Annotated in this window: 18 protein-coding genes and 2 pseudogenes; 7 read left to right on the top strand and 13 right to left on the bottom strand. The window is 71.5% G+C overall.

The window, feature by feature from the left end; all coding sequences use genetic code 11:
* Positions 1–107: 107 nt before the first annotated feature.
* The 5 genes from FNH08_RS13940 to FNH08_RS13920 all read right to left on the bottom strand — a co-directional run bounded on the left by FNH08_RS13940 (position 108) and on the right by FNH08_RS13920 (position 5,345).
* Positions 108–1,046: a VOC family protein gene (locus tag FNH08_RS13940; protein WP_152771798.1), complete on the bottom strand. Its 939-nt coding sequence runs from the start codon at positions 1,044–1,046 to the stop codon at positions 108–110.
* Positions 1,047–1,059: 13 nt separating this feature from the next.
* Complete coding sequence (locus FNH08_RS13935) at positions 1,060–2,109, bottom strand: amidohydrolase family protein (RefSeq protein WP_322724438.1); 1,050 nt, start codon at positions 2,107–2,109, stop codon at positions 1,060–1,062.
* Positions 2,106–3,242, bottom strand: a complete 1,137-nt coding sequence (locus tag FNH08_RS13930; protein WP_152771797.1) for an FAD-dependent oxidoreductase — start codon at positions 3,240–3,242, stop codon at positions 2,106–2,108. The genes FNH08_RS13935 and FNH08_RS13930 overlap by 4 nt, the downstream gene beginning before the upstream one ends.
* A gap of 169 nt (positions 3,243–3,411) precedes the next feature.
* Positions 3,412–4,368 (bottom strand): cyclase family protein, encoded by a 957-nt coding sequence (locus FNH08_RS13925; protein WP_152771796.1) that lies wholly within the window; start codon positions 4,366–4,368, stop codon positions 3,412–3,414.
* Positions 4,365–5,345 (bottom strand): fumarylacetoacetate hydrolase family protein, encoded by a 981-nt coding sequence (locus FNH08_RS13920; RefSeq protein WP_152771795.1) that lies wholly within the window; start codon positions 5,343–5,345, stop codon positions 4,365–4,367. Before FNH08_RS13920 ends, FNH08_RS13925 begins: the two co-directional genes overlap by 4 nt.
* Before the next feature lie 120 nt (positions 5,346–5,465).
* Here FNH08_RS13920 and FNH08_RS13915 point away from each other — a divergent pair, with 120 nt between their 5' ends.
* Positions 5,466–6,389: a LysR family transcriptional regulator gene (locus FNH08_RS13915; protein WP_322724437.1), complete on the top strand. Its 924-nt coding sequence runs from the start codon at positions 5,466–5,468 to the stop codon at positions 6,387–6,389.
* A 112-nt stretch (positions 6,390–6,501) separates the two neighbouring features.
* Here the strand turns inward: FNH08_RS13915 and FNH08_RS13910 are convergent.
* Positions 6,502–7,757, bottom strand: a pseudogene (locus FNH08_RS13910) (MFS transporter).
* A 655-nt stretch (positions 7,758–8,412) separates the two neighbouring features.
* Positions 8,413–9,378 carry a pirin family protein gene (locus tag FNH08_RS13905; protein ID WP_152771794.1) on the bottom strand — a complete coding sequence of 322 codons (966 nt, stop codon included), beginning with the start codon at positions 9,376–9,378 and terminating at the stop codon, positions 8,413–8,415.
* Positions 9,379–9,566: 188 nt separating this feature from the next.
* Here FNH08_RS13905 and FNH08_RS13900 point away from each other — a divergent pair, with 188 nt between their 5' ends.
* Positions 9,567–9,911 carry a tetratricopeptide repeat protein gene (locus FNH08_RS13900; RefSeq protein WP_322724436.1) on the top strand — a complete coding sequence of 115 codons (345 nt, stop codon included), beginning with the start codon at positions 9,567–9,569 and terminating at the stop codon, positions 9,909–9,911.
* Between the two features lie 16 nt (positions 9,912–9,927).
* On the opposite strand, the gene FNH08_RS13895 is transcribed toward FNH08_RS13900, so the two are convergent.
* The gene (locus tag FNH08_RS13895; protein ID WP_152771793.1) at positions 9,928–11,322 is read right to left on the bottom strand and encodes a PepSY-associated TM helix domain-containing protein; all 1,395 of its coding nucleotides are present in this window, start codon (positions 11,320–11,322) and stop codon (positions 9,928–9,930) included.
* Between the two features lie 188 nt (positions 11,323–11,510).
* Between FNH08_RS13895 and FNH08_RS13890 the strand changes: the two genes are divergently transcribed.
* Positions 11,511–12,167, top strand: a complete 657-nt coding sequence (locus FNH08_RS13890; RefSeq protein ID WP_152771792.1) for a peptide deformylase — start codon at positions 11,511–11,513, stop codon at positions 12,165–12,167.
* Between the two features lie 26 nt (positions 12,168–12,193).
* Here the strand turns inward: FNH08_RS13890 and FNH08_RS13885 are convergent, their stop codons facing one another.
* A complete protein-coding gene (locus tag FNH08_RS13885) occupies positions 12,194–13,645 on the bottom strand; it encodes a dihydrolipoyl dehydrogenase family protein (RefSeq protein ID WP_152771791.1) in 1,452 nt (483 codons plus the stop codon).
* Between the two features lie 125 nt (positions 13,646–13,770).
* On the opposite strand from FNH08_RS13885, the gene trxA reads away from it, so the two are divergent.
* Positions 13,771–14,163 carry a thioredoxin gene (gene trxA / locus FNH08_RS13880; protein ID WP_152771790.1) on the top strand — a complete coding sequence of 131 codons (393 nt, stop codon included), beginning with the start codon at positions 13,771–13,773 and terminating at the stop codon, positions 14,161–14,163.
* 36 nt (positions 14,164–14,199) lie between these two features.
* Here trxA and FNH08_RS13875 read toward each other — a convergent pair whose 3' ends face one another.
* From FNH08_RS13875 to FNH08_RS13860, 4 genes and pseudogenes are all read right to left on the bottom strand, one after another.
* The gene (locus FNH08_RS13875) at positions 14,200–15,636 is read right to left on the bottom strand and encodes a benzaldehyde dehydrogenase (RefSeq protein ID WP_152771789.1); all 1,437 of its coding nucleotides are present in this window, start codon (positions 15,634–15,636) and stop codon (positions 14,200–14,202) included.
* A gap of 74 nt (positions 15,637–15,710) precedes the next feature.
* Positions 15,711–15,971, bottom strand: a pseudogene (locus FNH08_RS51865) (4-hydroxybenzoate 3-monooxygenase); the annotation flags it as partial.
* 9 nt (positions 15,972–15,980) lie between these two features.
* Positions 15,981–17,015 (bottom strand): LacI family DNA-binding transcriptional regulator, encoded by a 1,035-nt coding sequence (locus FNH08_RS13865; RefSeq protein ID WP_152771788.1) that lies wholly within the window; start codon positions 17,013–17,015, stop codon positions 15,981–15,983.
* Positions 17,016–17,119: 104 nt separating this feature from the next.
* On the bottom strand, positions 17,120–18,025 hold the full coding sequence (locus tag FNH08_RS13860) for a LysR family transcriptional regulator (protein ID WP_152771787.1): 906 nt from the start codon (positions 18,023–18,025) through the stop codon (positions 17,120–17,122).
* Between the two features lie 113 nt (positions 18,026–18,138).
* On the opposite strand from FNH08_RS13860, the gene FNH08_RS13855 reads away from it, so the two are divergent.
* The 3 genes from FNH08_RS13855 (at position 18,139) to FNH08_RS13845 (ending at position 20,585) form a co-directional block, all read left to right on the top strand.
* Positions 18,139–18,360 (top strand): hypothetical protein, encoded by a 222-nt coding sequence (locus tag FNH08_RS13855; protein ID WP_152771786.1) that lies wholly within the window; start codon positions 18,139–18,141, stop codon positions 18,358–18,360.
* Positions 18,361–18,429: 69 nt separating this feature from the next.
* Positions 18,430–19,437, top strand: coding sequence for an FkbM family methyltransferase (locus tag FNH08_RS13850; protein ID WP_152771785.1), 1,008 nt, complete (start codon positions 18,430–18,432; stop codon positions 19,435–19,437).
* Between the two features lie 179 nt (positions 19,438–19,616).
* Positions 19,617–20,585, top strand: a complete 969-nt coding sequence (locus FNH08_RS13845) for an alpha/beta hydrolase (RefSeq protein ID WP_152771784.1) — start codon at positions 19,617–19,619, stop codon at positions 20,583–20,585.
* Positions 20,586–20,733: the final 148 nt, after the last annotated feature.

Here is a 20,733-nt window from a genome sequence, read left to right as displayed (position 1 = left end):
CTGTCGGCTGTCGGCGTGAGGGGTGGGCACGAAAGCCGGGGGCGCGGCACGGGAGTCAGGAAGGTTGACAGGGCGACCGCGTCCCCGTGGATCGGGGGCTTCGCCGATCAGACCGGCGGGGCGACGAACACGCCGCGGTCGACGTCGTTGAAGGACTCCTTGGTGACCAGTTCGTTCATGGGGTTGGCGGTGCCCCACTGGTCGCTGACCTCGGGGTTCGAGAAGTCGTAGACGTGCGGGTGCCAGGTGTCCTCGTCCAGCAGCTCCAGCTCCGTCGTGTACTCGACGGTGTTGCCGTGCGGGTCGAGGAAGTAGGTGAAGGTGTTGTCGCCCGCCATGTGCCGGCCCGGCCCCCAGACCTTCTTGAAGCCCGCGCGCATCACGCGGCCGGAGCCACGCATGTACTCGTCGATACCGCGCATCTCGAAGGAGATGTGGTGCAGCGAGGTGTGCGGGCCCTTGGCGATGGCCATGGAGTGGTGCTGGTTGCTGATCCGCATGAAGTGCATGACGTCGCCGATGTGCGGATGGCTGAGCGTGTCGGACAGCCGGAAGCCGAGGTGCTCCTCGTACCACGCCTTGGTCCTGTCCAGGTCCGGTGAGTTGAGCACGACGTGCGACAGCTTGACCGGGATCGACTCCTTCTCCTCGATCTTGCGGTGCTGCCGCACGTCCACGTCCGCGGAGACCTCGACGGTGCGGCCGTCGACGTCGAAGAAGCGGAAGCCGTACCCGCCTCCGGGGGTGTCGATCTTGCCCGGCTGCGAGACCAACCGCACTCCTCCCGCGAGGAGTTGACCGGCGAGGGTGTCGACGTCGTCCGGGGTGGCGGCACCGTACGAGACCAGGTCGAGCCGCTTCTCGTCGGCCTTGCGCAGCCGGACCACGTACTGCTCGGGGCTGCCCTCGGCGGCGAGGAAGGAGATCCCGGAGTCCTCGGCCACCTTGGTCAGGCCCCAGACACCGGAGTAGAAGTCGAGCTGCCTGTCGTAGTCGGGCACGGCGAGGTCGACATGGCGCAGATGGGTGAGCAGACGGTTGGACATGAGGGGGGTCCTCTCAGGCGAGGTCGAGAAGCGCGGCGGCGTTTCCGCCACGGATGGCGTGGAAGTCGGGGTCGGGCAGCCGGGCGGCGCGCAGGGCGGCGACGGGGGCCTCGGTGCCCATGTCGAAGGCGTAGTCGGAACCGAGCAGGACGCGGTCGGCGCCCGCGGCCCGGACGAGCTCCCGCAGCACGTGGGGATCGTGGACGAGGGAGTCGAAGTACAGGCGCTTGAGGTAGCTGCTGGGCGGGTGGGCGCAGCCGGCGCCCGCGTCCCGGCGGGCCGACCAGGCGTGGTCGGAGCGGCCGATGTGCGTGGGCAGGTAGCCGCCCCCGTGTGCGGCGATCAGCTTCAGCCCCGGGTGCCGGTCCAGCACACCTGAGAAGATCAGGTGCGACAGCGCGACCGCGTTCTCCACCGGCTGACCGACGACGTTGGACAGGTACCACTGGTCCAGGCGCTCGTCGAGGGTGCAGCCGAAGGGGTGCAGGAAGAGGATGGCGCCGGTCTCCTCGGCGCGGGACCAGAAGGGCTCGTACGCGGGGTCCGACAGCTCGCGGCCGGGGGCGTGACTGGAGATCTCGACACCCAGCAGACCCTGCTCCAGGGCGTGCTGCAGGGCGCGTACGGCCTGCTCGGGGTGCTGGAGCGGGACGAGGCCGAGCCCGTGCAGCCGTGCGGGAGCCTGAGCGCAGTGGGCGGCCGTCGCCTCGTTGGCGAGCCGGTAGACCTTCTCGGCCGTCTCCTCGTCCGCCCAGTAGTGGTAGTGCGAGGGAGACGGGCTGACGAGCTGCACGTCCACGCCCTGGCTCTCCATCGCGGCCAGCCGTGCGGTGACGTCGGTCATCATCGGGGCGCGCTCGCGGACCATGGGGCCGCTGACGGCGAGGGCCGCCGGGCCGTTGCGGCGGGCGTCGAGCGCCCGGGCCTCGGCCGATGCGGGCAGGTCCGCCACCAGGGCGTCGACCTCGGGCAGCAGGAGGTGCGCGTGCACGTCCACAGTCGGGTAGGGGCGCGCGTCAGCGCTCGATGAGGGGCGGTGGTCGGGCGACGGGCGGGATGTCACGGCAGCTCCTTCAGGTAGTTCATCGTGCCGCCGATCAGCCCGGGCACGTCGGCGTCGCGCACCCCGTCCAGCTGCCACTGGCCTATCTGCACGGACGCCTCCACGACGGTCCGGACCCGGGGAATGCGGCGCTCGTAGTAGTTCTGGAGCAGCGCGTCGTCCCAGTCCCGTCCGCTGGTCAGCAGTTCGGCGAGGACGAGGGCGTCCTCCAGGGACATGGCCGCGCCCTGGGCGATGGTGGGCGGGCAGCAGTGGGCGGCGTCGCCGATCAGCACGACCCGGCCGCGGTGCCAGGAGCCCTCGACCAGCAGCCGGTTGAACCAGGTGTAGTTGACCTTCTCGGGGTCGGTGATGTGCTTGGTGATCTCCGGCCAGACACCGCCGTACTCCTGCGCCAGACGGCGCATCTCGTCGGCGTAGTCGGCCGGGTCGACGGACACACGCTCGCGGCACCCCTCGACGACGAAGGCGTAGATGGTGTCCTCGCTGGTGGGGGTGTAGCCGGCGATGTGGGCCGGGCCTCCGTATGCGAGGTCGGAGCGTTCCACGCCCTCGGGGCGCGGGGCCGCGATGCGCCAGATGGCCATGCCGGTCGGCTCGGGTTTCTCGGCTATGCCGATGGCAACGCGGGTGGCGGAGTTGAGGCCGTCGGCGGCGATCACCAGGTCGTAGCGTCCTTCGGTGCCATCGCTGAAGCGCACCGAGACGCCGTCGGCGTCCTGCTCCAGGGCCTCGGCGGTGGTACCGAGCCGGACAGTGGCGCCGCAGGCACGGACCGCGTCGATGAGAATCCGCTGGAGCTGGGGGCGCTGCATGCCGAGGGTGGCCGGCAGCTCGTCGCCACCTGTCTTGATGTCCTCGGCGACGTGCAGCACGGTGCCGTCGGGGGCGGCGATGCCCAGCGTGCCGAAGGCGAACCCGGAGGCGCTCACTCGCTTCCAGACACCCAGTTCGCGCAGCACACGCAGGGCGTTGCCCTGGAGGGTGATGCCGGAGCCGGTGGTGGCGTTCCAGTCGGGCCTGGCCTCGATCAGGTCGACGGTGATGCCTGCGCGGCGCAGCAGAATGGTCACGGCGTTGCCGGCGGCGCCGCCGCCGATGACGAGGATTCTGCGTGTGAGGCTGTCTGCCATGTCGGGGATCCTCCCGAGGTCGGGCCGCGCGGCTTCGGGCGGCGGGGTGCGGCTCGCCCGCCGGGAGGGCGGGCCAGGGCTTTGATGCATCACCCGCCGGCGGGTGGAGCGGGGGTGGCCGGATGCGCCGCCGCTGTCCGGGGTGGACGCGTCCGGCCGGTTCTGCGGGCTACTTGACGGCGATCGGATTCACCGGGGAGCCGACGGCGCCCGTGATGGGCAGGGGTGCGGCCGTGAGCCAGAAGTCGTATACGCCGTCTTCCGCGCAGTCGGTGGCGAGGGTGTCGAGGTCCCACATCTCGCCGATGAGCAGACCGATGTTGGGGATGGCGACCTGGTGCAGGGGCTGGAAGGCGTGGTCGAACTCGTTGGGGCGTACCTCGAAGCCCCAGGTGTCGGTGGCGATCGCGGCGATCTCCGTGCGGTGCAGCCAGCCGGCGGTGGTGAAGGACAGGCCGGGCGCGTCTCCGCCGGCGTAGTCGCCCCAGCCGTCGCGTTTGGCGCGGGCGAGCCGGCCGGTGCGGACCAGGACGATGTCGCCGCGGCCGACGGTCACCCCGTGGGCCTCGGCGGTGGCGGTCAGGTGCTCCTCGGTGATGGCGAAGGCGTCGGGCAGCTCACCGTCGGTGCCGATGACCCGGCCCGGGTCGAGGAGTACGCCGCGCCCCGCGACGTACGGTGCCATGTGCTCGATGCCGGTGACGAGGTCGCCGTCGGAGGTGACGACCTTCTCGGCCGCCCGCCCGTTCCACGCCTTGCCGTGGTCGAAGATGTGCCCGAGGCCGTCCCACTGGGTGGAGCACTGCAACGGCATCGCGATCACGTCGTCGGCGCCGCCGAGCCCGTGGGGGAAGCCCTGGTTGCCGAGGGCCGCGTCCGTGCCGGTGTCGAGCATGGTGTGTACGGGGTTGGTGCGCCGCCGCCAGCCCTTCTGCGGGCCGTTCATGTCGAACCGCTGGGACAGCGAGAAGCTCACCCCCCGCCGGACGAGGGCCGCGCCCTCGCGCCGCTTGGCCTCGTCGAGGAAGTTGAGGGTGCCGAGGACGTCGTCCTCGCCCCAACGGCCCCAGTTCGAGTACTGCTTGGCGGCCTCGGCGATCGCGCCCTCCGGATCGTGCCGGTTCATGACGCCTCCCGTACGCATCGTGTGCGCTGCACGCCGAGACCGGTGATGGACCCCTCCATGACGTCTCCGTCGCGCAGCAGTCGGCCCCAGTGGATGCCGTTGCCGGCCGGGCTGCCGGTCAGTACCAGGTCGCCGGGGAGGAGTCGAGCGGTCCGGGAGATGTACGACACCAGGCGGGCGACCCCGAAGAGCATGTCCTTGGTGGACTCGTCCTGCATGGTCTCGCCGTTCAGCTTCAGAGTGACCCGAAGGTCACCGGGATCGGCGATCGAGGCGGCCGGGACGACCCAGGGGCCGAGTGGGGTGAAGCCGGGGGCGTTCTTGCTGCGCAGCCAGTCGGTGCCGATGGCCTTCATGTCCCGGCGGAAGACGGTGGCACGGTCGGTGAGGTCATTGGCGATCGTGTACCCGGCGACATGCTCCAGCGCCTCCTCGACGGTGAGGCGGTGGGCGGGCTTGCCGATGACGGCCGCCAACTCCAGCTCCCAGTCCGGCTGTTCGGCCCACTCAGGGAGCACGATGTCGTCGTAGGGGCCGGCGATCGTGCTCGGCAGGCCGATGAACACGTACGGCAGGTCCTCCGCGGCCCGCCGGTCCATCACCGCGGCGATCTCCGCGCGCGCCTCCTCGACGGTGCGCGGGTCGTCGGGAGAGCGGTGGGCGACCTCCAGGTCGATCACGTGTTGGCGGTAGTTGGCGCCGGACTGGAAGATCTGGCGGGGCTCGACCGGGGCGTGCACCCGTAGACCGTCGAGCGGCTGCCACGCCAGGGCGTCTTCGCCCGCGAGAGTGTGCAGGACGGGGAGGACCTCCTCCCACCGTTCCAGCACGGAACGCACATCGCTCGGCTCCCAGGCCAGAGCCCGGCTCAGGTCCAGCACTCGGTCCCGGACCACCAGTCCGGGGAACGGGTCCCCTGCCGGGGTGGAGAGCGTGCCGAGCGCGAACCTGCCGGCGGATTGCGCGAGCGTTGCCATGAGGTTTCCTCCCACTGGTTTGCGCTCTACTCTGACCTGGATCATCAGATCGCGGAAATGAATCTTCTGGATGACCACCATCCACGAAGCGAATAGCTATCCCCTTCCAGGCGGTGCCCGGTGAACCTGTCCCGACTCGACCTCAATCTGGTCGTCGCCCTGCGCGCGCTGCTGGAGGAGCGCAACGTCACCCGGGCCGGCGAGCGCGTCGGACTGAGCCAGCCCGCGATGAGCGCGGCGCTGTCCCGGTTGCGCCGCCATTTCGACGACGACCTGCTCGCCAGGACCGGCAACGCCTACGAATTGACCCCGCTCGGCACCGCCCTGCGCGACCGCAGCGCCACCGCGTGCGACCTGCTGGAACGGGTCTTCTCCAGCCAGGCCGACTTCGACCCGGCCGCGGAGACCCGCGAGTTCACCCTGCTCGCCTCCGACTACGGCGCGGCCGTCTTCGGCGCCGCCCTCGCCCGCGCCCTGCACCGGGAGGCGCCCGGGGTCCGGCTCGCCTTCCAGCACCCGGCACCCTCCGTCGTGGAGAACACCGCGACCGTGCTGAGCACCGTCGACGGACTGCTGATGCCGCACGGCGTCATCGACGGCCTGCCCGCCGTCGACCTCTTCAGCGACCGCTGGCTGTGCCTGGTCGCCGACGACCATCCCGAGGTCGGCGACGAACTCACCCTCGACCACCTGGCCAGGCTGCCCTGGGCCGTCTACCAGCGCCCCTACGACGCCCCGGCCGCCCGCCAGCTCAGCATGCTCGGCATCAGCCCCCGGGTCGAGGTCTCCGTGCAGACCTTCCAACTGCTGCCCCACATGATCGAGGGCACCCGCCGCGTCGCGATGATCCAGGAACGCCTGGCCCGCAGAGCGGTCCGCTCCGCCGCGGTCCGCGTCCTGCCCTGCCCTTTCGAGGCCGTACCGGTGCAGGAGGCGATGTGGTGGCACCCGGTGCATGCCCAGGACGCGGCCCACATCTGGCTGCGGCAGAAGGCGGCGGAGGTGGGAGCGGCGTTGAAGGCCGACGGCGATGGCACGCCCTGAGGGGCGTGGGGCTGTATCGCATGCGGCTCCGTCGCGTGGGCGCGACCAGCCAGGCCGCGCCGCACGCAGGGGCACGACGGCGCATCGTGGCAGTCGCGGCGGAGCGATGCCGTCAGGCCAACTGCTCCGGCAGCGGCCGGGGATCGAGGACGCCCGCACGGCGGCGGGCTGCCACCGGACCGGCTGCGACGAGGGCGGCGACCGGCCCGAGCACGCCCACCGCGCCGACGAGGCTGCCGACCGCCGGCTCCACGGCCGGCAGTACGAGCGGGCAGACGAACTCGCCGCCGAAGAAGGCCGCCATCCACAGCCCCGTACCGCGGCCACGGTCCTCGAACGCCAGGTGCGACATGGCGCTGGTGAGGAGGGCAGGCAGCAGCAGGCCTGCCCACGCAGTCGATGATGGCTCCGACGACCAGCAGCGAAGCGTTGCCCGCCAGGAACATCACCCCGAAGCCGGCCGCGCAGAGCGCGAGAACGGCGGGCAGCATCGGGTCCGGGGAGCGCTTCAGCCGGGCGAAGGCGATGGCTCCGCCCACGGTGGCCGCGCTTGCGATCGCGGTGGACAGACCGATGACACCGGAGTTCTCCATCGCCGAGGTCATTGAGCAGGTACGGCATCTCGACGGGGACGGTGTAGATGACCGGCGCGCCGAAGAAGGTGAGGGCGCAGACGCCCGCCATCCGCCGCCCGGGAAACGGGCGGCGGGTCTCCGCCTCGACCGGGAACCCGACGGCAGCCGCGCGGGCCGCCGGGGTGGGCAGAGCGGCCGCCATCAGCGGGGCGAGCACCGGACTCACCGCGTAGACCCAGAAGGGCACACGCCAGCCGGCGGATCCGGCGGCACCGCCGATCGTGAAGAAGACGGTGGCCGACGCGGATGCGCACATGGCCTGCAGGGCGAGGCACTTCACCCGCCCCGTACCGCTGTAGAAGTCGCCGATCAGGGTGGTGCAGCACGTCATGATGGCGGTTTTACGACGCCGACCAGGGCACGGCCGGCGATGATGGCGCCCAGGGAGTCCGGATAGAGCGAGGCTGTTCCGAACACGGCGTACAGGAGAGTCGCCACGATCAGCAGCCGCTTGCTCCCCAGCCGGTCGACGATCACCCCGGCGAACGGAGTCGGCAGCGCCAGCGCCGGAACGGTCAGCGCGAGAGGCACCAGCGCCTTGGCCCCGGGGTCGCATCGAAATGGTCCTGCATCGTCGGCAGCACGGGGGCGATCAGCACCGCCCCGAGGATAGGCAGACAGCTGCCCGCCATCAGCAGGGTCACGCGTAGCAGATGAGCAGGCCGGAGACAGCGACGGGCGACGACGCGACATCGTCGGCCGCGGCGGGAAACGGCGGGACTCGGAGAGACACGGTTGGAGTGCTTGTCCAGCGGATTGACCCTGCCAGGAGGGGCTGCAGAGAGCAGTGCCAAACGGTGTCAACGTCAACCGGGCACGAGCAATGCAACAGGGCGGAACCCTTATCTGGCTTCGAGGAGTAGCGCTTTTCGACCAGGCCACCAGGTAGCACAGGAGTCGAGGTGGCATCCAAGCAAGGACCCAGCCCGAGAGACCGCATCGTCCAAGATCCGGACCATGCACGGGCCAGCTAGCCTGCCGAAGTCCCGCAGGTCGCTATTGTCGATGGTCAGCGACGCACAGCCGCTGTACCACCAGCAGACCAAAAATCTGCTGATACACGACGTCGGGCGAGTCGGCAATGCCGACCTGGCGGCTGCAGATCCACAGCCGCCCAACCAGCCGACCTTGTTCGGTTTCTACAAACGCCACACCCCTGTGGGGCTGCTGGCCCGCCCCCGAGGGGGCTTGCCAAGACCTGAGTCAGCATTGAGTCAGCATTAGGTTGGCTAAAGGCGCCTACAGATGACCACACATGGGAATCCTGGACGGCGTCGGCGAGACCGAGGGAGGCCGTGGCGCGGGACGCCGCCCAGTGTGCAAGGGGCGGGCAGGCAAGTCGCGGTAGTCAAACGACCCGAGCGGCCGTCACTCCAAATTCCCGCTGATCAGCGCACCCTTCCCCGTGGCTTGAGCGGCACAGGCGGCAGTTCGGGAGCCGACAGCGGAGACCCGTCGTAGCCCTTCACCTCACCGAACCGCGCCCCGGTCATCCAGTCCGAACGGGCCTGGGCGATGTCGTCTTGGGATCTGCCGATGAAGTTCCACCACATGATCAGCTCCTCCTCGAAGGGCTCACCGCCGAGGAGCATCAGGCCCGCGTCCGACTCGGCGCGGAGCGGGAGTTCGGTGCGGCCGCAGCCGAGGTAGAGCATGGAGCCGGGGAGGACGGCGACGCCGTCGACATGGGTCTCGCCGGACATGCAGAGGACGGCGTACTCGAAATCCGGCTCCAGCGGGAGGCGTACGTCGGCGCCGCGGGTGAGGGACAGGTCGGCGCCGACGATCGGGGTGTACGTCGTGCCGGGCGAACTCGCGCCGTCGACGGTGCCCAGGATCATGGTGGCCCTGAGGCCCGGTGCCGTGACGACCGGCAGTTCGGCGTGGTGCTCGAAGTGCGGGTCGGTGTGGCGGTGACCGTCCGGCAGAGCGACCCACAACTGGGCGCCGTGCAGGAAGCGGGCGTGCGACCTGGGGCTCTCCTCGGAGTGGCTGATGGCCCGGCCGGAGGTCATCAGGCCCAGCTCGCGCGGGCGGATCGTCTGGAGGCTGCCCGTGGAGTCGCGGTGCAGCACCTCGCCCTCGTGCAGCCAGCTGACGGTCTGCAGGCCCATGTGCGGGTGCGGTGGGACCTGCATACCGGGCTCGTCGGCGATGTCGTCGGGCCCGTAGTGATCGACGAAGCACCACGCACCCACCATGCGGCGGCCCAGATTGGGCAGCAGGCGGCGAACCTCGGTGGACTCGCCGAGCCGCACCCGACGGGGGCTGAGGAGTTCGCGCACCGGTTCGGCCACCACGAATCCCCGGCCACCGCACACCGCGGGCACGGCCTCGCGATCAAGATTGCTCATGTGCTCAACCTAGACCCGTCACACCCTCCTCGTCAGTCCATACCTGTGTGCGGAGGGGGCGGGGCGTTTGGCTGCGGCCCGCCCTGACACCGCACACGTGGCCCACTGCGCCGGGCGTGGTGTTCTGGGGGCAGGTTGTGGAATGTTCAACTGCCCCGTGGGGTTGTAGGGCGCGAAGGAGGTCACGAGTGGACACGACGTACTACGACCACGGGACGGCCGCGGAGCGCTGGGAGCGGGCGCGGATGTTCTTCGAGGCCAAGGACTACACAGCCGCGGCGCGGACCCTCGGCGGACTGGTCGACGAGGTGCCGGAGCAGACCGGCCCCCGGCTGCTGCTGGCTCGCGCGTACTACCACTCGGCCCAACTGCGCCGTGCGGAGGCCGAGTTGCGCCTGATCGTCGAGCGTGATCCGGTGGAGCACTACGCCCGGCTGATGCTGGGGCGCACCCTTGAGCGGCAGGGGCGGCACGAGGAGGCGGAGTCGCACCTGCGCATCGCCTCCGCCCTCGCCGGCGACTTCAGGGACTGAAGCCCCTGCGCGTACGTCACTGCGCGTACGTCCGCTTGCCCTTCCGGTACGCGATCTCACCGAGCACGACGTCCACCACGATGAAGGCCGCCAGCGGAATGCCCAGGAGCGGCACGAAGTAGCCGAGGACGGCGATGACCGCCAACGCCGGGACCAGGATCTGCGGAGGCACCTGCTGCCAGGCGCCGCGCGGGATCGGGCGGCCGAAGGCCGAGCCGCGGCCGCGCTGCCACCACATGCGGTAGCCCCACAGGATGAGGAGGATCAGCGAGAGCGCCACGGCCATCAGGACGAGCTGGTTGACCAGGCCGAACAGGACGCCGGTGTGGGCGTCGATGCCCCAGCGGGTGAGCTTGGCCAGCACGGGGAAGTCGGCGAACCGGATGGTGTCCGTGACCTCGTTGGTCGCCGGGTCCACGGCCACCGCGTCCTGCTTCGAGGGCCAGCTGCGCTGGATCTGCCGTACGACGTACCCCGATGACGCGTCGGCGGGCGGCACGATCTCCACGGGGTCGCCGAGACCCTCGGAGCGGGCGGCGGCGAGGATCTTGTCGAGGTCGCCCTCGGTCGGCTTGCCGGACGCCTCCGCACCGTCACCGTGGCCCGCGTGGTCGCCCGCGGCCGCCGAGATCGCCGGGGTCGCCTGGCCGAGCGAGGTGCGCAGGGTGTCGATGTTGGCTCCGGCGTACGCGGACCAGGTCAACCCCGTCGCGGAAAGGAAGAAGAACCCGGCGGCCGCCCACACGCCGACGGTGCCGTGCAGACCGAGGGTGCGGCGCCGACCGCTCGTGCCGCGCACCTTGCGCTGCGCCTTGCGACGGCCGAACCACAGCGCGATTCCGCCGGCCGCGATCACCCACAGCCAGCTGGCGGCGAGTTCGCTGTAGAGGCGGCCGTTCTCCCCGAGGTGCAGATCCCGGTGGAACTCGTCGATCCACGTCCGCAGGGGCAGCGCGCCCGTCGATCCGTACTGTTCGAGCGAGCCGCGCACCTTGGCGGTGTACGGGTCGACGAACACCGCGAGCGTGTGGGTCTCGTCGACGCCGGGGACTCCGGACAGCAGCACCCTGGTCGTGGCGTCGTCCTCCGGCGACACCCGTACGGCGGAGATCGTGCCCTCGGGGTGGGCCTTGCGGGCGGCGGCCACCTGCTCGGAGATCGGCAGCTTGCGGTCACCCACGGGGACGGTCAGCTCGTCCGCGTACACGATCTTCTCGGCCTGGAAGGAGGCCGCGTACAGCAGGCCGGTCAGAGCGGCGACCAGCAGGAACGGGGCGACGAGGACGCCGGCGTAGAAGTGCAGCCGCAGCACGAGCGGCTTGAGTGTCCTGAGGGCGGCGGCACGGGGTTCCGGGGCGGCGGGGACGGGTTTCGGGGACTCGCCCGTCTCGGTCGTGGGAGCGGTGGACATCGGCGGGCTACTCCGGGGAGGAAGGGAACGTTGTTGCGGTCCAGTAGTCGGAGCGAGGGGGCCTTGAGTTCCCGGCCGTTTATGTGGTGCGCATCACACCCAGGTCGGCACTCCGGGCCAAGTGTGGTCTGTACCTCTTCCGGCCGATCCGCCCCACATCGCGCGACGCGTCTTGTCATGCTGGCGCGATGGCATCAGAGAGCGACCGTCCGACCTCCCTCCCGCTCCGTGACCGGGTCGAGGAGCTCCTCTCCCACGAAGGACCGCTGCCGATCGTCGCCGCGGGCGACCCGGTGCTGCGCCGGCCGGCCGAACCCTTCGACGGCCAGCTGGATCCGGCGCTCCTCATCCGCTTCGTCGTCGCCCTGCGCGCGACCATGCACGCCGCGCCCGGTGTCGGGCTCGCCGCGCCGCAGGTCGGGGTGGGGCTGCGGATCGCGGTCATCGAGGACCCGGCGCCGGTGCCCGAGGAGGTGCGGCTCGCGCGCGGCCGGGTGCCGCAGCCGTTCCGCGTCCTGGTCAATCCGGAGTACGAGGCCGTGGGCACCGAGCGCGCCGCGTTCTTCGAGGGCTGTCTGAGCGTGCCGGGCTGGCAGGCCGTGGTGGCCCGGCCCGCCCGCGTACGGCTCACGGGGCTGGACGAACACGGCCGCGCGGTGGACGAGGAGTTCTCCGGATGGCCCGCCCGCATCGTGCAGCACGAGACGGACCATCTGGGCGGCACGCTCTATCTCGACCGCGCCGAGCTGCGCTCCCTGTCCTCGAACCAGGCCATGGCCGACCTCTGGAACGAGCCGGTGCCGCACCGGGCGGCTCAGGCCCTCGGCTTCATGCTGCCCGGCTGACGGGCCCTCCCCGTCATCGGGCCGGCTCAGGTGTCCCGGAACGTCTCCAGCAGCCGCAGCCAGACCTCGCTGATCGTCGGGAAGGACGGGACCGCGTGCCAGAGGCGGCTGATCGGAACCTGGCCGGCGACCGCGACCGACGCCGAGTGGATCAGTTCACCGACGCCGGGGCCGACGAAGGTGACGCCGCGCAGGATCTCCTCCTCCAGGTCGACGACCATACGGGCGCGGCCGCGGTAGCCGTCGGCGTAGAGGCCGGCTCCGGAGGCCGACGCGATGTCGACGTCCACGGCGCGGACCCGGTGACCGGCCTGTTCGGCCTCGGCGAGGGAGAGGCCCACGGCCGCGGCCTCCGGGTCGGTGAAGACGACCTGCGGTACGGCGGCGTGGTCGGCGGTGGCGGCGTGGGCGCCCCAGGGATCGGTCTCCAGGAGGGGGACGCCGGCCGCGCGGGCGGCGATGGCGGCGCCCGCGACCCGGGCCTGGTACTTGCCCTGGTGGGTGAGGAGCGCGCGGTGGTTGACGTCGCCGACCCCGTACAGCCATTCGCTCTCCGTGACGCGGAGGCTGTCGTCGACCGGCAGCCAGGAGCCCGGCTCCAGGCCGACCGTGTCGAGGCCGATGTCGTCCGTACGCGGGGCTCGCCCGGTGGCGAAGAGGATCTCGTCGGCCTCGACGCGGTCACCGGCGTCGGTGCGCACCACGACGGTTCCGTTCTCGCGGGTGACCGACTCGATCGACGTACCCATGCGGACGTCCGCGCCCGCTTCGGTGAGCGACTCGGCGACCAGTTCCCCGGCGAAGGGCTCCATGCGGGGCAGCAGGCCCTTGCCGCGGACGAGGACGGTGACCTGGGAGCCGAGGGCCTGCCAGGCCGTCGCCATCTCCACGGCCACGACACCACCGCCGACCACCACCAGCCTGCCGGGCACGGCCCGCGCGCTGGTGGCCTCACGACTCGTCCACGGCCGCACCTCGTCCAGACCCGGCAGGTCGGGCAGGAGGGCGCGGCTGCCGGTGCACACGGCGACGGCGTGCCGGGCGGTCAGCACCTGGCGGGTGCCGTCCGGGCCGTCGACCGTGACCCGGCGGGGGCCGTCGAGGCGCCCGCGTCCCCGGTGGAGGACGGCACCGATGCTCTCCAGCCACCGGACCTGGCCGTCGTCCTTCCAGTGCGAGGTCTCGTAGTCGCGGTGGGCGAGGACCTCCGCCGCGTCGAGAGGGCCCTGCGCCAGATGACGCAGACCGGGTACGCGGCGGGCCTCCGAGCGGGCGATGGCCGGGCGCAGCAGGGCCTTGCTGGGCACGCACGCCCAGTACGAGCACTCGCCGCCGACGAGTTCGCTCTCCACGACCGCCGTGGACAGGCCGGCCGCGCGGGTGCGGTCGGCGACGTTCTCCCCCACCGGCCCGGCACCGAGGACCACGACGTCGTACGTGATGGATGCAGTGTCTTCTGCGGATTCCGTGTCCGTCATGAGGTCAGTCTGGTTGGTGGTGTGCGCCGTGGCCACACGGGTACGCGCGCGGAATACGCCACCGTAGGGCGGCGTTGTCGACAGCGGCTTGCCCGAGCCTCAATACCAGGAGAGGGATACACACGATGAGCAGCACCGTGGAGCTCACCAAGGAGAACTTCGACCAGACGGTCACGGACAACGAATTCGTCCTGATCGACTTCTGGGCGTCCTGGTGCGGGCCGTGCACCCAGTTCGCGCCTGTCTACGAGAAGGCCGCCGAGGACAACCCGGACCTGGTGTTCGGGAAGGTGGACACCGAGGCCCAGCCGGAGCTGGCCCAGGCCTTCGGTGTCCAGTCGATCCCGACGCTGATGATCGTCCGTGACCGGGTCGCCGTGTTCGCGCAGCCGGGCGCGCTGCCCGAGTCCGCACTGACGGACGTCATCGGGCAGGCTCGGAACCTGGACATGGACGAGGTCCGCAAGGCCGTCGCCGAGCAGCAGGCCCAGGCCGAGGGCAACGGCCAGGTCCAGTAGGTCCCCCAGGCCACTGGACCCGATGGGGCCGGCGGCCTAGAACGGGTACGCCGCCACGTCTCCGCGCACCGTCGTCCAGCGCAGCTCGGTGAAGGCCTCCAGATTGGCATCACCGCCGAAGCGGGCGCCGGTGCCGGAGGCGGCGATCCCGCCGAAGGGCGCGACGGCCTCGTCGTTGACGGTCTGGTCGTTGATGTGGACGATGCCGGTCGGGATGCGCTCCGCCAGGTCGAGGCCACGTGCGGTGTCGCGGGTGACGATGCCCAGCGACAGTCCGTACGGGCCGTCGGCGGCGAGGGCGGCGGCGGCGTCGGCGTCCCTGAAGGACCGTACGGGCGCGACCGGGCCGAACACCTCCTCGGCGTACGCGGGGGTGGTGTCGTCGACCCCGGCGAGGACGGTCGGCCGGTAGAACAGCCGCTCGTGGGTGCCGCCCGCCGCGAGCTTGGCTCCGCGTGCCGTGCTGGAGTCCACCAGGCCCCGGATCTTGGCGAGCTGGTTGTCGTCGATGATGGGGCCGAGGTGCACCTGCTCGCGGTACGGGTCGCCGACGGCGAGCGAGTCGGCCTTGGCCGCGAGCCGCTCGACGTACTCCTCGTAGAGCGAGGCGTGGACGAGGTGGCGGCCCGTCGTCATGCAGATCTGGCCCTGGTGGAAGAACGACCCCCAGGCGGCCGTGGAGATCACCGCGTCGATGTCGGCGTCCTCCAGCACGACGAGCGCGGAGTTCCCGCCCAACTCCAGGTGCGCCCGCTTGAGATGGCGGCCCGCGGCCTCGCCGACCGCGCGTCCGGCGGCCGTCGATCCGGTGAAGGAGATGACGGGCACCAGCGGGTCCGCGACCAGCGCCTGGCCCGCCTCCGGGCCGCCGGGCAGCACGTGCAGCAGTCCCTCGGGCAGCCCCGCCTCCGCGAGGACCGCGGCCAGGGAGAGTCCGCCGCAGACCGCGGTGCGCGGGTCCGGCTTCAGGACGACGCCGTTGCCGAGGGCGAGGGCCGGGGCGACGGAGCGGATGGACAGGATCAGCGGGGCGTTGAACGGGGAGATCACGCCGACCACGCCGACCGCCACACGGCGCGTGTACGACAGCCGGGGTGCCTCGGAGGGCAGTATCTGGCCGGCCGGGCGTGAGGCCAGCGCGGCCGCCTCGTAGCACTCCTGGGCCGCGACGTGCAGCTCGAACTCCGCCTTGCCCGGTATGGAGCCGGACTCCCGCACGATCCAGTCGCGCAGTTCCTCGGCGTGCGCGGTGAACAGGTCGCCCGCCTTGCGCAGCACACCGGCGCGGACGAAGTGCGGGGTGCGGGCCCATTCGGCCTGTGCGGCCCGGGCCTCCCGCGTGGCCGTCGCCACGTCGTCGGCGGAGGCCAGCGTGACGGTGGCGAGCGTCTCGCCGGTCGCGGGCTCCGTGACGGCGTGCTCACCTCCCGACAGGGTGCGGGACTGCCAGGTCTTCGGGTCGAGCAGCGGCATACGGCGCTCCGATCGTTACTGATCACCGGGGGCTGACGACTCCCGCCGCACGGACCGGGCTCGCACCCGGGGGCTCACGGCGCGAGCGGGAGTCCCGTGTAGTTGGCGGCCGGTTCGGCGGCCGCGTGGCGGGACGCCGTGATCGGCCGCGGCCGCGCGAGCCGAAGCCGCGCGAGCCGAAGCCGGTGGTCGAAGACGTCCCCATCTTGTTGAGCGTGCAACATCCTAGCCCTGTCGTAGGAGAAACGTGTCGCCCGCCACACCCGATCGACACACAACTCCGCGTATCTGTCGAGGAGTTGTGTGAATCCCGCGCGGTGCGGCTCGGCTCGCGCCCCGTCCCGTCAGCTCGACTCCCGGTGCTCCACCCGGAACCCGAGCACCTGGTTCGTCTCGGGCACCCCACCGGGATCGCGGACCACCCGGTCCACAAGGTCCGCGAGGTCGCGCCCGGCGGGCAACTCCATGTGGACGGTGCTCAGACGGGGCCGCAACAGCCGGCCGAGCATGAGGTCGTCGGCGCCGATCACGGCCGTCTGGTCGGGGACGGTGATGCCCTCGTCCTGCAAGGCACGCGTCAGCAGCATCGCGTACTCGTCGTTGTACCCGAACACGGCGTCCAGGCCGAGGGATCGCCAGCGCCCGGCGAGCTCGGCCGCGGCCTTCTCCTCGTACGCGAGCGGCAGCTCGGTCACCGTGGCGTCGGTGTCCTGTACCGCCTGCCGCACGCCGTCGAGTCTGGGGCCGGAGTAGATGCTCAGTCCGCGCTCCGCGGGCACGACCACACCGATGCGGCGGCGCCCGCGGGCCACCAGGTGGGCGCCCGCGACGCGTCCGACCTCGTGGTGGTCCAGGAGCATCCCGTGCGCGCCCTCGACGGGCTCGGGTCCCATGGTGACGACGGCACGGGCGCCGGACCGCTTGAGGACGGCCACCCCCTTCGGGCCGAGTCCGGCGCCGGGCACGATCACCGCGACCGGGCGCAGTTCGGCCCAGGCGCGGGCAGCCTCGTCGCCGTGGAGGCCGATGCTGCCGTACTGGACGACGGTGTAGTCGAGCCGGCTGAGCGCCCACTGGACCTCGTAGATGAACGCGCTGTACAGCGGGTTCGCGGGAACGTGCGGAGCGGGCATCAGCACCAGGCGGCTGTGTCCGGCGCGCAGGCTGCGGGCGGCCGCGTGCGGCACGTATCCGAGTTCCTTCGCGGCGTCGTGGACACGGCGGCGGGTGGGCTCGCTGATCCGGACGGCGCTGGTGTTGTTGAGGACGTAGCTGACGGTCGCGCGTGAGACACCCGCAAGGCGCGCCACATCGGCACTTGTCGGCACGGATCGCTGTGCGGGCGACGGCGGGGCGGGCTGGTTCGGTATCTGGACCATGACGTACGCATCTTTGCAGAAGCTGTGACGGGCGTTCGGGCGGGGAGTTGGGGCGGTGCCGGGCAGGCGACGGCTGCCGCAGGGACCTGTCCCTCACGGGACGGTCACGCGACGGCCGTGTGTGCCACCATACGCAACTCCCGCAACACCGCGACGACGGCGGGGCGTTGGGCGGCGCCGCCACGTGTACACGTGAGCAATTTGCGGTGCGGGTCGCCGGTACAGCCGACGCGGGTGATGGGCAGATGAGGCGTCAGTTGGGCGAGGCGCGGGATGAGCGCGACGCCGAGCCGGTGGGCGACGAGGTGGGCCGTGACGTTCCAGTCCAGCGCGTGGTGCACGACGTTGGGGCTGAAACCGGCGCCGCCGCACGCCGACATCACGTGGGGGCGGCAGGGGCTTTCGGGCACCGGGGCGATCCAGTCCTCGTGCGCCGCGTCCGCGAGGTCGACGCGCTCGCGGCCCGCGAGGGGGTGGTCCTCGGGGACGACCAGGTCGAACGGGTCGTCCAGGAGCGGCTGTTGGTCGAAACGCTCGTCGGCGAGCGGCGGGTTCTGCGGGGTCGCCTCGACGACCGCCAGGTCGATCTCCCCCTCGAAGAGCAGATCGAAGCTCTCCGGTACGCCCGCCTCCTGGATCCTTACGGACAGGCGCGGGTGGAGGGCACGCAGGCGGGCCGCCGCCGGGGCGAGGAGCACCGAGACGGCGACGGGGAATCCGCTCGTGCGCAGGACGCCGGCCGGGGACCCGTGGTCGGCGCGCAGGTCGAGCTCCGCCTGTTCCCAGCGGGCCTGGATGGCGTCGGCGTGCGCGAGCAGGCTCTGTGCCGCCGGAGTGAGCCGGACCCCGCGGCCCTGCGGCTCCAGCAGGTCGACGTCCAGGTCACGGGCGAGCTGGCGGATCTGTTGCGAGGCGGCGGACGTCGTGAAGTGCAGGGCGCGGGCGGCCGCGGTGACCGTGCCGTAGTGGGCGACCGCCCTCAGGACGTGCAGTCGGCGCAGGTCAATCATGAAGCCCACGCTTCAAGATGAAGTCCAGAAAGTCAACCTAGACGTGTACGACGGCCTCGGCCCACCCTGGTTGTGTCGCGACGGTCCCCCTTCCCGACTCACGAGGAGTTGCCATGACCAGCACGATGGCCGGAGCCTGCCCGCACTGCGGCTGGCCCGACCGCGCCGAGCCCTTCCAGGTCGTGTCGCGGCATGTCACGGCCGCGGGCCACACCGTGTGGACCCGCTGCGGATGCGGCTCGCTCCAGGTCCGCGTGGTCGACGAGCGCGGTATGCGCGTCGTCTCCCGCAGTCGGCCCGTCGCCGCGGACGCGGTACGCGAACCGTGCGGCTAGCGAGCGACCCGCGGCTTGAATTCGTTCAAGCGTGCACCCGTTTCGCGCCATCTCTGCAAGGGTGGGCGGATGGAGACGCTTTACAGAAGACTGCTCAAGGTGATGCCCCGGCTGGGTGTGCAGGTGACCGACCTCGGCCCGGGAACGGCCGTGGTCTCCCGGCGCGGCGGGCACGCCCGGATCCCGCTGCAGCCGGGCGCCGACCTGCTCGCCAGGGGCACCGGCCGGTACTCCGTGACCCGCGCCGGCAAGGGCACGTGGGTGGTCCTCGACAAGAAGGCCCACAAGGCCGCGCAGACGCCAGGCAAGTGGACCGATGTCCGGCTCGGCGACACCGGTGCGCACCTGCTGATGACCGAGGACGCGAAAGCGGACGAGCGCCGGTTCCAGCTGGCGGCCGGTGAGTACCTGTGCGCCCAGCACGTGGCCGGCATGCTGGCGGCCTACGAGGTGAACTGCGTGTTCGACGTCGGGGCCAACGCCGGCCAGTACGCCAAGCGGCTGCGCCGGTTCGGCTACACCGGCCGGATCGTCTCCTTCGAGCCCACCGCGGACGCCTTCGCCCGCCTGGAACGGGCCGCGGCGGACGACCCCGAGTGGCAGGTGCACCACTTCGCCCTGGGGCGTGAGGAGACCACGCAGTCCATCCACACCGGGTGGAACTCGATGAACTCGCTGCTGCCGCCGAGCGACTACGGCCGGGGCCGCTACAAGCGGTTCGCGAAGTCGCAGACGGAGGAGATCGAGATCCGGCGGCTCGACGGGGTGATCGAGAAGGCCCTGGACGGCATCGCGGACCCCCGGCCCTACCTCAAGATGGACACCCAGGGGTTCGACCTGGAGGTCTTCGCGGGCGGCGGCGAGCGGATCGCGGACTTCGTGGGCCTGCAGTCGGAGGTCGCCGCGCTGCGGTTGTACGAGGGCAGCCCGGAGATGAGCGAGGCCATCGCCGTGTACGAGGGCAGCGGGTTCGGGATCACCGGGATGTATCCGGTCACGCGGGAGGAGAGCACGGGTCGCGTGGTCGAGTTCGACTGCGTGATGATGCGAGCGGAGGCGGCTACCGCGAAGGGCTGATGGGCTGAAGCGCCACAGGGGCAGGCCGCAGGCGCGCGGCCTGCCCCTGTGGCCCTGTACGGTGCACCCGCCGACTGGCGGGCAGGTGCCGCCGTACGGCGGACTGCGGGGGCGGGTCCGGTGTGCGGACCATGGGGCCGTACGAGTCGCCGGCTCGGCACGCCCGTGAGGAGAACCCCATGACCGCGACCCCGCCGCCGTTCGACCCCGAGCTCGCCGCCGCCCTGGAGGTGCTCGCCGAGTCGCTGCCCTCGTCCTTCACCCTCGACGGGATCGCCGAGCTGCGCCAGGGCCTGGCCCTCCTGGACCTGCCCGAGGAGTCGCTGAGCCGTGAGGGGTTCTTCGAGGTCGAGGACCGGGCGGTGCCGGGGCCGCGGGGCGCGCCGGACATCTCGCTGCTGATCTGCCGTCCGGCCGGGTCCGGCGGCGGGCGGCCGGTGATCTACCACACCCACGGTGGCGGGATGATCCTCGGCAACAACAGGATCGGCGTCGACCTGGTCCTGGACTGGGCGCGGGAGCTGGACGCGGTCGTGGTGTCCGTGGAGTACCGGCTGGCGCCGGAGCATCCGCATCCTGCGCCGGTCGAGGACGTCTACGCCGGTCTGCTGTGGACCGCGGAGCACGCCAAGGAGATCGGCGGCGATCCCGAGCGGATCGTCATCGCGGGGGCCAGCGCGGGTGGCGGTCTGACGGCGGCGCTGGCCCTGCTGGCCCGCGACCGCGGGGGGCCTCGGCCGCTCGGGCAGATGCTGATGTGCCCGATGCTCGACGACCGGAACGACACGCCGTCGGCCCACCAGATGGCGGGGCTCGGTGTGTGGGACCGCGCGTCCAACGAGACCGGGTGGACGGCGCTGCTGGGCGGTCTGCGTGGGGGCCCGGACGTGTCCCCGTACGCGTCTCCGGCGCGGGCCGAGGACCTGTCCGGCCTGCCGCCCGCCCTCCTGGACGTCGGGTCCGCGGAGACCTTCCGGGACGAGACGGTCGCCTATGCCTCGCGGATCTGGCAGGCCGGGGGTGTCGCCGAGCTGCATGTGTGGGCCGGTGGCTTTCACGGTTACGAGGGGTTCGCGCCGCAGGCCGCGGTTTCCCAGGCGACGGTGGGGGCGCGGTTGGCGTGGTTGCGGCGGCTCCTGGGCGAGTGAGGTCGCCCCCGCCGCCCCTACCCGTCCCGTCCCTGGGGGCTGCGCCCCCAGGGACCCGCTGTCGGCCTTGCGGCCTCGTCCTCAAACGCCGGACGGGCTGAAATTCCAAGCCCCGGCCGGACAGATTCAGCCCCTCCGGCGTTTGAGG

This window comes from Streptomyces spongiae (genome assembly GCF_009377185.1).
Lineage (GTDB): Bacteria > Actinomycetota > Actinomycetes > Streptomycetales > Streptomycetaceae > Streptomyces > Streptomyces spongiae.
The sequence above is the reverse complement of the archived record's forward strand: the minus strand, read 5'-3'. Positions and strand labels throughout refer to the sequence as shown.